The following is a 10,942-nucleotide window of genomic DNA, read 5'->3' on the forward strand; positions in this document are numbered from 1 at the left end:
TGGTTTTCGTCATCGTTGATCTGTCGGGTCGATCCCGGTGTCGAGAGCGTCCCAGAGCATGCGCTCGTTGGGAGCATCGGGCGCATCGGGTTGATCGCCCGTCGAGCCGACTGACTCCGCCGAATCGTCTGCCGCAGCGCCCTTCTGCACTGGCGACGACCCCTCCGACGAGGCAGCGTTCGCGGTCCGGGCATCCTTGCCGGCCTGGGCATTCTTATCGGTCTGGGCTGATTCGGCTGCCTGGCGACGCTTGTGTTCTGCGAAGATCTCGCGCTCGATGTCTTCGCGTCGCGCGGCGGGGGTCTTGTACTTCGACGACATGCCCGCACCGGACGCGACACGCATGAGCAGAACCCCTGCTGCGACGGCACACAGCGACCCGATGAGGACAACCACGGCGACCCAGTTGTGCGTGGTCACCAACTGCACGACGTATCGATCGTTCAGACCTGCGGCAGTGGCGGCATACGTGTCGTTCGTTCCGCCCATGACAAGCGAGATCGCTGGGAAGGCAGCGAGCACACCCGCTGCGGCAACGAGGAGCGCCAGGATGCGCAAACCCCACCCGCGCAGCGACATCGCCGCGAGGATCGCCGCAAGCAACACCAGCGCGAGTGGCGTGAGCCACGGGCTCCAGTCGCTGCCCTTGACGTCGAAGGTCCGCGCCGGAGACAGCCCGTCGGCCGCGAGCACCGTTGCCCACGTCAGGCGCGAGGCGATCCAGAATGCGAGTGCCGCCGCGGCCAGGAGTATCGACCCGAGGAGCTTTGTTCGACGCTGCGCCCGCGCCGCCTGCTTCTCTCGGTCCGCGGCACTTACTGCCTCAGCACCCTCGACACCGGGCCCTTCAGCGCTGGGATTTCGTTCAGGATCAGGAACGGTCATCGGTCACTCTCCCCGCCGACACTCTCCACGCCGCCACTCTCCACGCCGACGCGACGCATCGTCGTGGCCGCCGCGATCGCGTTGAGAACAGCGGTGGCCTTGTTGCGGGCCTCGTTGTACTCGTAGTCGGCTTCACTGTCGGCCACCACGCCGCCACCCGACTGCACGTACGCGATGCCCGTGCGCATCAGTGCGGTGCGGATCGCGATGGCGGTGTCGGCGTTGCCCGCGAAATCGAGGTAGCCGACGATTCCGCCATACAGGCCACGTCGTGTCTTCTCGATGGCCTCGATCAGTTCCATTGCCCGCACCTTGGGTGCACCGGTCAGCGTTCCCGCGGGGAAGCACGCGGTGACAGCGTCGAGCGCATGCTTGTCGTCGCGCAGCGTCCCCGACACCGTCGACACGAGGTGCATCACGTGGCTGTACCGCTCGATGTGGCGGTAGTCGCTGACCTTGACGGTGCCCGGGGCGCACACGCGACCGAGGTCGTTGCGGCCGAGGTCGACGAGCATCAGGTGCTCGGCGTTCTCCTTCTCGTCCTCGCTGAGTTCCTTCCCGAGGAGTTGATCTTCCTCCTCGGTGGCCCCGCGCCAGCGCGTACCGGCGATCGGGTGCGTCGTGGCAACCCGGTCGGTCACCGTCACCAGCGCCTCTGGGCTCGATCCGACGATCGTGAAGGGCTTTCGAGGTGCACCGCTGTCGTCGGTGCCCACGCCCGGCATGCGCAGCAGGTACATGTACGGACTCGGGTTGGAGGCCCGCAGGATGCGGTAGACGTCGAGCGGGTCGGCGTCCGTGTCGATCTCGAAGCGCATCGACGGCACCACCTGGAACGCCTCGCCCGCCTCGATCTCGCGGACCAGGCCGGTGACGATCTCGCCGTACTCCTCACGGGTGCGCTGCACACGAAAATCGGGTGCAGGCCTGTCGAAGCGCGACACGGTCGACGGTGCGGGTGCGGCCAACGCCTGCGTCATCGCATCGAGTCGGGCAACGGCGTCGGCGTACGCCTCCTCGGCACGTTCGGCACTGCCGTCCCAATTCACCGCATTCGCGATGAGGGTGATACTCCCCTCGTGATGGTCGACGGCGGCAAGATCGGTCGCCAACAGCATCATCAAGTCGGGAAGGCCGAGGTCGTCGACGGTTGTCTCCGGCAAACGCTCGAGTCTGCGCACCATGTCGTACGCCATGAAGCCGACGAACCCACCGGTCAGCGGCGGCATGTCGGGGAAAGGATCCGTGGCGAGCAAGCGCAGCGACTCGGCGAGCACGGTGAGTGGATCGCCGTCGACGGGAGCGCCTGCGGGAACAGTCCCCCACCACGCGGCCTTGCCGTCGACAACGGTCAGTGCCGACGGCGCGCCGACGCCGACGAACGACCACCGCGACCACGATCGGCCGTTCTCCGCGGATTCGAGCAGGAAGGTGCCCTCCCGCTCACCCGCCAGTTTTCGGTACGCCGACAGCGGCGTCTCCGAATCGGCGAGCACCTTACGCGTCACGGGCACGACGCGATGGTCGGACGCGAGATCGAGGAACTGCTCGAGCGTCGTCGTATCAGCGTTCGTATTCGACGCCGAGCTGCTCCGCGACTCGTCGGTCGCGGCCGCGAGTGTGTGTTCGCCGCTCATCCGAGGGGCTCGCCGCCGACGCCCCACTGTGAGCGGGGCACCTCGGTGATGGTGACCCATACCGAATCCGGGTTCTTGCCGGTGGCCTTCGCGTACGCCTCGGTTACCGCCGCGATGGTCTCGCGCTTGACCCGGTCGGATAGACCTGGGGTCTGCGAGATCTGGATCAGTGGCATGACTGCGTCACCGCCTTCCGTCGGCTGGTCCGCGTCGGGTTCGAGGCCGCAGCGTCGTGCGACCTTCGAGCTCGTGGAGTGCGGAGCTGTGGGGAGAGCTTCTCCCCGACGATTGTCCCAGGCATCAACTCGACGCCGCGCCCGCCCCGTCGATTTTCTGGTCCTCGCTGCGCTCGTCGACGTGCTGGTCGTCGGTCTGGTCATCGTCGACGTCGAAGGCCAGCGACGGGGTGTCGAAACAGCTGTGGTTACCGGTGTGGCAGGCGGCCCCGACCTGGTCGACGATCAGCAGGATCGTGTCGCCGTCGCAATCGAGACGAGCGTCGTGCACGTACTGTGTATGTCCGCTGGTATCGCCCTTGACCCAGTACTCCTGGCGTGAGCGTGAGTAGTAGGTGGCACGACGAGTCGCGAGTGTCCGCTCGAGCGCCGTGTCGTCCATCCACGCGACCATCAACACCTGCCCGGTGGAGCGTTCCTGGGCAACGGCGGCGAAGAGTCCGTCTGCGTTGCGTTTGAGCTGTGCGGTCAGTTCCGGCGCGAGTGCCATGCGATCAGACCTGCCCTTCCGTGTCGCGTTCGGTACGTACGACGATGCCTTCTGCTGCCATCGCACCCTTGACCTCTGGGATCGTGAGCTCACCGAAGTGGAACACCGATGCGGCGAGCACTGCGTCAGCGCCCGCCAGCACCGCTGGCGCGAAGTCGACAGCCTTGCCTGCTCCACCACTGGCGATCACGGGGACGTCGACCACCGCGCGAACCGCGGCCAGCATCCGCAGATCGAAGCCCTGCTTGGTGCCGTCGGCGTCCATCGAGTTCAACAGGATCTCGCCGACGCCGAGTTCCTGACCGCGCTGCGCCCACTCGACGGCGTCGATTCCGGTGCCTTTGCGTCCGCCGTGTGTGGTGACCTCCCACCCCGACGGCGTCGGCTCTGCGTCGTCGGGAACCGTTCGGGCGTCGACCGAGAGCACAATGCACTGCGATCCGTACCGTCGACTCATCTCGGCGAGCACCTCGGGGCGCGAGATCGCCGCGGTGTTGACGCTCACCTTGTCGGCGCCTGCACGCAGCATCGCGTCGACGTCGTCGACCGTGCGGATGCCACCTCCGACGGTCAGCGGGATGAAGATCGCGTCGGCGGTGCGGTGCACCACGTCGATCATCGTGGCGCGCCCCGAACTCGACGCGGTGACGTCGAGGAAGGTCAACTCGTCGGCGCCCTCGGCGTCGTATCGCGCGGCGAGTTCGACGGGGTCGCCCGCGTCGCGGAGATTCTGGAAGTTGACGCCCTTGACGACCCGACCGTCGTCCACATCGAGGCACGGGATCACGCGAGTTGCGAGGGTCATCGAGAAGTCCTGTCGTCTGCGCCGGGGCGCTCGGGGCTGCCGTGCTGCGCTGTGCGGGGGTCGGTAGTGGTGCTGGTGATGTCGCTGCCGGACCACACGCCGACGTCGTCGATCACGGCCATCAGCTCGCGGTGCACGTCGGGCATCGCGGTCACCAGCGACGGTGACGACGCCGTCCACGGGTTGCCCGCGAGGTCTGTGGCGAGCCCGCCTGCGGCACGCACCAGGGCGGCGCCGGCGGCATTGTCCCAGGCATGTGCACCGAAAGCTATTGCGGCACCGAAGATTCCGGAGGCTACGTACGCCATGTCGACGCCGGTGCTGCCCGTCATACGCAGTCGGGCCGCTCGCACGCTCAGCGCTTCGAGTAGTTGCGCTCGACGAGCCCCGGGGTAGCGACCGCCGTGACTGACGTTGAACGGTCCGAACGCGACGGCCGTCTGGGCGAGCGTCGTCGGAAGATGCGCGGCCATCGGGACGCCGTTGCGGTACAGCGGACCTCCGACGTGACCGGCGTAGCGCAGTCCGGTCAGCGGCAGCCATGTGAGACCGAGTACCGCCTCACCGTCGACGAGCAGTCCGAGCAGGATGCCTGTGAGCGGCATGCCCATCGAATAGTTGTACGTTCCGTCGACCGGGTCGAGGACCCACACGGCACCGTCGGTCACCGGAGGTCCGCCGAATTCTTCGCCGTGCACGTTGATTCCGGTCCGGTCGGTGAGTTCTCGTCGGATGCGTTGTTCGAGGTCGAGGTCGACCTGGGTCGCAAAGTCGGTCGCACCCTTCACAACCGCACTGGGCGCGCCGAGTCCGGCGACGAACTCGCCGGACACACCGTCGAGAATGCTGCCCGCCACCTCGAGGAGTGCGGGCAGATCCAGGCCGGAACCGGTGGTCACAGGTTACCGACCGCCGCCAAAGCGTCAGGCAGGGTGAATCGCCCCGCGTACAGAGCCTTGCCGACGATCGCGCCCTCGACACCCTGGTCGGCCAGGCCTGCGATGGCGATGAGATCGCCGAGCGCCGACACACCACCCGACGCGACGACAGGCGCGTCGGTTGCCTTGGTGACCTCGGAGAGCAAATCGAGGTTCGGCCCGCCGAGCGTGCCGTCCTTGCTGACATCGGTGACGACGTAGCGCGCGCAGCCGTCGCCGTCGAGTCGCGCGAGTACCTCCCACAGATCACCGCCGTCGGTGACCCATCCCCGACCACGCAGTCGATACGAATCACCGTCGGCGACGACGTCGAGTCCCACGGCAATGCGGTCGCCGTACGTGGCGATCGCGCGCCTGCACCACTCGGGGTTCTCGAGCGCAGCGGTACCGAGGTTCACGCGGGTACAGCCCGTCGCCAGTGCGGCCTCGAGGGACTCGTCGTCGCGGATGCCACCGGACAACTCGACCTTCACGTCGAGTTCGCCCACCACACCGGCGAGTAGTTCGCGGTTGTTGCCCCGACCGAACGCGGCGTCGAGGTCGACGAGGTGAATCCACTCGGCACCGTCGCGTTGCCATGCCAGCGCGGCATCGCGGGGCGAGCCGTAAGCGGTTTCGGTGCCCGCCGCACCGCGGACGAGCCGAACGGCCTGTCCATCGGCAACGTCGACGGCTGGTAGGAGTTCGAGGGTCTTCCCCATGACGTGAGGTCTTTCCTGTCTGTTTGTTCTCGTACGGGTCTGTAGTTCTCGTACGGGCTGGTGATCTCGGACTGTTTAGTGGGTGACCGCGCTCGCGCGCCGGGTCAGGGGCTTGCGTTTCCCTCGTCGAGGGCGCGCACCTTGCGCTCGTAGTTGCCGATGATCCGCCGCGACATCCAGCCGATCGTCCCGATCATCGCGAGCACCACGAGCAGCGCGGCGACCAAACCTGCCACCGGTGACCAGTGTGCCAGCGCAAGAATGATCGGAATGCCGATCACCAGCACGAGCACTCCGGAACCCAAGACGAATGTCACGAACCGCCCGTAGGAGAAGTGTGGGCGCTCGGGCACACCGTCGGACGCGCTCATGCGATGCTCCCGACCCAGTTACGCAGCAATTCTGCTCCCGCGTCGCCCGACTTCTCGGGGTGGAACTGTGTGGCGCTCAACGCGCCGTTCTCGACCGCCGCGAGAAAACGGCTGCCGTGTTCGGCCCACGTCAGGGCCGGTGCGGCCAGTGGCGATCCGACGTTGTCCATCTCCCACGTCTGCGCCGCGTACGAGTGCACGAAGTAGAAGCGGGTGCCCGGGTCGATTCCCTTGAACAGCGTCGAGTCCGTCGGAGCCTCGACGGTGTTCCAGCCCATGTGCGGCAGCACGGGAGCGTCGAGCCGCGAGACCGTTCCCGGCCACTCTCCGCAGCCGTCGGCTTCCACACCGAATTCGACGCCGCGCTCGAACAGGATCTGCATGCCGACACAGATGCCGAGCACCGGGCGTCCACCCGCGAGGCGTCGTCCGATGATCCGGTCGCCGTGGACCGCGCGCAACCCGTCCATGCAGGCCGCGAACGCACCGACACCTGGCACGACCAATCCGTCGGCTTCCAGCGCTGCGGTGAAGTCGCTGGTCACGGTGACGTCGGCGCCCGTGCGCTCCAGTGCGCGCTGGGCCGAGCGCAGATTGCCCGAGCCGTAGTCGAGGACGACGATGTTCGTCGTACTCATAGAGCGCCCTTGGTGGATGGCACTCCACTGACTCTCGGGTCGGCCTCGGTCGCCGCACGAAGCGCGCGTGCGACCGCCTTGAACTCGGCCTCGGTGATGTGGTGCTGGTCGCGGCCGTAGAGCACACGCACATGCAGCGCGATACGTGCGTTCAGCGCGATGGACTCGAAGACGTGCCGGTTGATTACCGTCGAGTAGGCCACGCCGGGGTATCCGCCGATGACCGCGGTCAACATGTGCTCGGGTTCGCCCGTGTGGACGCAGTACGGTCGGCCCGACACGTCGACGACGGCGTGCGCGAGCGTCTCGTCCATCGGGATGTACGAGTCGCCGAAGCGTCGAATGCCCTTCTTGTCGCCAAGTGCCTGACCAAGTGCCTGACCGAGCACGATCGCGGTGTCTTCGATGGTGTGGTGCCCCTCGACCTCGACGTCGCCCTTCGCCTCAACGGTGAGGTCAAAGCTGCCGTGAGCGCCGAAAGCGGTCAACATGTGGTCGAAGAACGGGATGCCCGTCGAGATCGCCGTCACGCCGGTGCCGTCGAGGTTGAGTTCGACGACGATCGACGACTCTTTGGTCGTCCGCTCGACGCGCGCGATACGCGGTGCCGGGGTGGTCACTGTGACTTCTCCAGATCTGTGGTGGCGAGCTTTCTGCTGACGTCGAGGAACGCATCGTTCTCGTCAGCCAATCCGATCGTGACACGCAAATGCGCGGGAATTCCGACGTCGCGGATCAACACGCCGTTGTCGAGGTATCGCTGCCACGATGCCGGAGCGTCGGCGAAGCGGCCGAACAGCACGAAGTTGGCGTCGGAGTCGACGACGTCGAATCCGGCCTTCTCGAGGTGGGCGACGACGCGTTTGCGCTCGGCGATGATCTTCGCGACTCCGCCAAGCGTCTCGTCGGCATGGCGCAACGCCGCTCGCGCAGCGGCCTGCGTGAGCACCGACAGGTGATACGGCAGCCGTACCAGCTGCAGGGCGTCGACGATTGCCGGCGACGACGCGAGGTACCCGAGCCGACCGCCCGCGAAGGCGAACGCCTTGCTCATCGTGCGGCTGACGACGACCTTCGTCGGGAACTCGTCGATCAACTCGACAGCGCTGCGCTGCTCGGAGAACTCCGCGTACGCCTCGTCGACGATCACGATCCCGGGCGCGACGTCGACGATGGCCCGGAGCCCGTCGTTCGAGATCGACGCTCCCGTCGGGTTGTTGGGAGAGGTCACGAAGACAATGTCGGGGCGTCGTGCGGAGATCTCGCCGACCGCGTAGTCGATGTCGAGAGAGAAGTCGGAGCTGCGCTTGGCCTCGAGCCAGGTGGTGTCGGTGCCGTCCGAGATGATCGGATGCATCGAGTAGCTGGGCACGAAGCCCAACGCCGCACGACCAGGGCCACCGAAAGCCTGCAGGAGCTGCTGCAGGATTTCGTTGGAACCGTTTGCCGCCCAGACATTTTCGACGCCGAGGTGGGTTCCGGTGGCTGCGCTCAGGTAGGCGGCGAGGTCGCTACGCAGCGCGACGGCGTCACGGTCTGGGTAACGGTGCAGTTCTGCCGCAGCGGCGCCGGCCGACTCAGCGACGTCTGCGATCAGTTCTGGCGACGGTGGGTGCGGGTTCTCGTTGGTGTTGAGAACGACAGGCACCTTCAATTGCGGTGCGCCATAAGCACTCTTACCGCGCAGATTGTCGCGCAGCGGAAGATCATCGACGGTGATCTGGGCTCCGGGAATCTGGGCTCCGGGTACTTGAGCGCCTGTAGCTGCGGGCGTCACTTGGCGGCCTCAGCAACAACCCCCGAGAACCTGCGGGTGATCGCATCGCCATGTGCCGGAAGGTCTTCGGCCTGCGCCAAGGTGATCACCTGGTTGGAGACGTCGCGCAGCGCCGCCTCGTCGTAGTCGATGACGTGCACGCCACGCAGGAAGGTCTGCACCGAGAGACCCGACGCGAACCGGGCCGAACCCGATGTCGGCAGAACGTGATTCGATCCCGCGCAATAGTCTCCGAGACTGACCGGCGCGAAGTCGCCGACGAAGATCGCGCCGGCGTTGTGCACGCGATCGGCGACCTGCGCGGCGTCGCGCGTCTGGATCTCGAGGTGCTCGGCCGCGTATGCGTCGACCACGGCAAGACCGGCCTCGACGTCGTCGACGAGCACGACGCCCGACTGCTTGCCGCTGAGCGCCGTGGTGACCCGCTCGCGGTGTTTGGTCTCGGCGACCTGGCGGTCGAGTTCTGCGTCGACGGCGTCGGCAAGGGCGACGCTGTCGGTCACGAGCACCGACGCCGCGAGAACGTCGTGCTCCGCCTGGCTGATGAGGTCGGCGGCGACGAAGGACGGGTTAGCCGAATCGTCGGCGAGGATGGCGATCTCGGTGGGTCCGGCCTCGGCATCGATGCCGACGAGTCCGCGACACAATCGCTTGGCTGCCGTGACGTAGATATTGCCGGGACCGGTGATGAGATCGACCGGATCGAGGACCGCACCGTCGGTATCCGTACCGCCGTAAGTGAGGAGCGCAACGCCCTGCGCACCACCGACGGCCCAGACCTCGTCGACGCCGAGTAGTGCGCACGCCGCGAGGATGGTCGGGTGCGGCCAACCGCCGAAATCCTTCTGCGGAGGTGACGCAACCACGAGCGATCCGACGCCCGCCTCCTGCGCAGGGACGACATTCATGATGACCGACGACGGATAGACAGCGTTGCCGCCGGGTACGTACAGGCCGACACGCCTGACGGGAATCCACTTCTCGCTGACGGCTCCCCCGTCGACGACCTGTGTGCGCGACGTCGTACGACGCTGGTCGGCGTGTACGAGCCGGGCGCGGGTGATCGACTCACGCAGCGCATCAGCGACGGCCGGATCGAGTTTCGCCAGGGCATCGGCGATCACATCGGCGGGAACCCGGACACTCGACGGACGCACGCCATCGAACTTCTCGCCGTACTCGAGTGCTGCCTCGACGCCGCGGTCGGCGATCGCATGCACCACCGGCGTCACCGTATCCAGCACGGCATTGACGTCGGTGCCCCCACGGGGCAACGCGCGACGCAACTCAGCGAGCGTCGGCGAGCTACCGCGCAGGTCGGTTCGGGCGAGCATGGGTGTCTCCTGATCGGTCGGGTTGATGTGTCCAGGATATGCGGCGGCACCACTGGTTTCCGAATGCGGTCCGTCGGCAGTACGGCAGTAGCGAGGCAATACGACCCGGGCGACCCGATCACAGGGTGTCGAAACTTCTTTCGATTTTTCCTCGACCGTGTCCGTATTGTCGGGTAGTGTAGAACACATATTCGACACGACGTGGGGCGGGGGTGGCGGCACGTGAACAGCAACAGTAAACCGAGCGACGGCGGAACCGGTGGCGCGCCTTCGGCTTTGGGGTCGTCTGCGTTGGCCTCTGCTGCGTTGGCCTCTGCTGCGGTGGGGTCGGCGGATGCCGTGGTCGCGGAGAAACTGTCACGCCTGGCAGCAGTGTTGGATGAGTTGGCGACGGTGGATGTGTCGTTGGTGTCCGACGACGTTCTGGTGGAAGCCACGGTTGAGGCGGAACGGTTGGCGCTGCGGACGGCGGGTGCGGTCACGGACCGTTTGATTGTGGAAGCGTCTGACCGGGATCTGCCCCACGGTTTGGGTTTCCGCGATATCCGGAATTTCATGGGGCAGCGTTTGCATATTGGTGATCCGGCCGCTAGGTATCGGGTGATCGCGGCGACCGGCACGTTCACCACAATCTGCGGCGACCGCCTGCCACCCGCGTGCCCGACGTTGGCCGGCTACGTCGTGGAAGGACGCGTCGCCGGAGCACACGTCCGCGCGGTACTGGAAGTGCTCGAAGCGATCCCCGGTGAGGTGTCGGCCGAGACCAAAGCGGCCGCCGAAGCACAGATGGCCGGGTATGCGGTCCAGTTCACGCCCGCCGAAATCACTAATTTGGGTTCACGATTGTTGGCGCATCTGGATCCGGATGGGACGCTGACCAACCCGAAAGACCGCAAACGTCGACGCCGCTTGTGGGTGAACCGGCAAAACGCACAACTCATGTCGCGGTTGACCGCCGATCTCGATCCGATCGCCCGAGCCCGGCTGGACACCGTGCTGGACTCGTGGGCCAAACCCGGCATGAACAACCCCGACGACCCCGACTCACCTGTCGGTCCGATCACCACCGCCAATGCTGAGCAGGTCGCGGCGGCGGCGTTGCGGGATCAACGCTCACCCGCCCAACGCAA

At 66.5% G+C, this 10,942-nt stretch carries 13 protein-coding genes; 1 reads left to right on the forward strand and 12 read right to left on the reverse strand.

Annotated elements, in window-relative coordinates:
- Positions 1-9: 9 nt before the first annotated feature.
- The 12 genes from A5766_RS07235 to hisD form a co-directional block, all read right to left on the reverse strand.
- Positions 10-885 carry a TIGR02234 family membrane protein gene (locus tag A5766_RS07235; protein WP_064863644.1) on the reverse strand — a complete coding sequence of 292 codons (876 nt, stop codon included), beginning with the start codon at positions 883-885 and terminating at the stop codon, positions 10-12.
- Entirely contained in the window at positions 882-2,522 is a 1,641-nt protein-coding gene (locus A5766_RS07240) for an anthranilate synthase component I (RefSeq protein WP_064904060.1), read from the reverse strand. Before A5766_RS07240 ends, A5766_RS07235 begins: the two co-directional genes overlap by 4 nt.
- Entirely contained in the window at positions 2,519-2,698 is a 180-nt protein-coding gene (locus tag A5766_RS07245; RefSeq protein ID WP_005179191.1) for a tautomerase family protein, read from the reverse strand. The genes A5766_RS07240 and A5766_RS07245 overlap by 4 nt, the downstream gene beginning before the upstream one ends.
- 124 nt (positions 2,699-2,822) lie before the next feature.
- The gene (gene hisI / locus A5766_RS07250) at positions 2,823-3,248 is read right to left on the reverse strand and encodes a phosphoribosyl-AMP cyclohydrolase (RefSeq protein ID WP_005208459.1); all 426 of its coding nucleotides are present in this window, start codon (positions 3,246-3,248) and stop codon (positions 2,823-2,825) included.
- Between the two features lie 4 nt (positions 3,249-3,252).
- Complete coding sequence (gene hisF, locus A5766_RS07255; RefSeq protein ID WP_005208458.1) at positions 3,253-4,053, reverse strand: imidazole glycerol phosphate synthase subunit HisF; 801 nt, start codon at positions 4,051-4,053, stop codon at positions 3,253-3,255.
- Positions 4,050-4,952 (reverse strand): inositol monophosphatase family protein, encoded by a 903-nt coding sequence (locus tag A5766_RS07260; protein ID WP_064904062.1) that lies wholly within the window; start codon positions 4,950-4,952, stop codon positions 4,050-4,052. The genes hisF and A5766_RS07260 overlap by 4 nt, the downstream gene beginning before the upstream one ends.
- On the reverse strand, positions 4,949-5,692 hold the full coding sequence (gene priA / locus A5766_RS07265) for a bifunctional 1-(5-phosphoribosyl)-5-((5-phosphoribosylamino)methylideneamino)imidazole-4-carboxamide isomerase/phosphoribosylanthranilate isomerase PriA (protein WP_064863646.1): 744 nt from the start codon (positions 5,690-5,692) through the stop codon (positions 4,949-4,951). Before priA ends, A5766_RS07260 begins: the two co-directional genes overlap by 4 nt.
- Positions 5,693-5,796: 104 nt before the next feature.
- The gene (locus tag A5766_RS07270; RefSeq protein ID WP_005208455.1) at positions 5,797-6,063 is read right to left on the reverse strand and encodes a hypothetical protein; all 267 of its coding nucleotides are present in this window, start codon (positions 6,061-6,063) and stop codon (positions 5,797-5,799) included.
- Complete coding sequence (gene hisH / locus A5766_RS07275; protein WP_064863648.1) at positions 6,060-6,701, reverse strand: imidazole glycerol phosphate synthase subunit HisH; 642 nt, start codon at positions 6,699-6,701, stop codon at positions 6,060-6,062. Before hisH ends, A5766_RS07270 begins: the two co-directional genes overlap by 4 nt.
- Entirely contained in the window at positions 6,698-7,321 is a 624-nt protein-coding gene (gene hisB, locus A5766_RS07280; RefSeq protein WP_064863649.1) for an imidazoleglycerol-phosphate dehydratase HisB, read from the reverse strand. The genes hisH and hisB overlap by 4 nt, the downstream gene beginning before the upstream one ends.
- On the reverse strand, positions 7,318-8,478 hold the full coding sequence (locus tag A5766_RS07285; RefSeq protein ID WP_064904064.1) for a histidinol-phosphate transaminase: 1,161 nt from the start codon (positions 8,476-8,478) through the stop codon (positions 7,318-7,320). Before A5766_RS07285 ends, hisB begins: the two co-directional genes overlap by 4 nt.
- Positions 8,475-9,812 carry a histidinol dehydrogenase gene (gene hisD, locus A5766_RS07290; protein ID WP_064904072.1) on the reverse strand — a complete coding sequence of 446 codons (1,338 nt, stop codon included), beginning with the start codon at positions 9,810-9,812 and terminating at the stop codon, positions 8,475-8,477. Before hisD ends, A5766_RS07285 begins: the two co-directional genes overlap by 4 nt.
- A 222-nt stretch (positions 9,813-10,034) precedes the next feature.
- On the opposite strand from hisD, the gene A5766_RS07295 reads away from it, so the two are divergent.
- The coding region (locus tag A5766_RS07295) for a DUF222 domain-containing protein (RefSeq protein ID WP_156527402.1) at positions 10,035-10,942 on the forward strand (908 nt) is incomplete at its 3' end.

The organism is Gordonia sp. 852002-51296_SCH5728562-b (genome assembly GCF_001665475.1).
GTDB lineage: Bacteria > Actinomycetota > Actinomycetes > Mycobacteriales > Mycobacteriaceae > Gordonia > Gordonia sputi.

Coding starts and splice junctions, on each gene's coding strand:
- hisI (WP_005208459.1), bottom strand. CDS start 3,248: ATGGCACTCGCGCCGGAACTGACCGCACAGCTCAAACGCAACGCAGAC.
- A5766_RS07245 (WP_005179191.1), bottom strand. CDS start 2,698: ATGCCACTGATCCAGATCTCGCAGACCCCAGGTCTATCCGACCGGGTC.
- A5766_RS07240 (WP_064904060.1), bottom strand. CDS start 2,522: ATGAGCGGCGAACACACACTCGCGGCCGCGACCGACGAGTCGCGGAGC.
- A5766_RS07270 (WP_005208455.1), bottom strand. CDS start 6,063: ATGAGCGCGTCCGACGGTGTGCCCGAGCGCCCACACTTCTCCTACGGG.
- hisD (WP_064904072.1), bottom strand. CDS start 9,812: ATGCTCGCCCGAACCGACCTGCGCGGTAGCTCGCCGACGCTCGCTGAG.
- hisF (WP_005208458.1), bottom strand. CDS start 4,053: ATGACCCTCGCAACTCGCGTGATCCCGTGCCTCGATGTGGACGACGGT.
- A5766_RS07235 (WP_064863644.1), bottom strand. CDS start 885: ATGACCGTTCCTGATCCTGAACGAAATCCCAGCGCTGAAGGGCCCGGT.
- hisH (WP_064863648.1), bottom strand. CDS start 6,701: ATGAGTACGACGAACATCGTCGTCCTCGACTACGGCTCGGGCAATCTG.
- priA (WP_064863646.1), bottom strand. CDS start 5,692: ATGGGGAAGACCCTCGAACTCCTACCAGCCGTCGACGTTGCCGATGGA.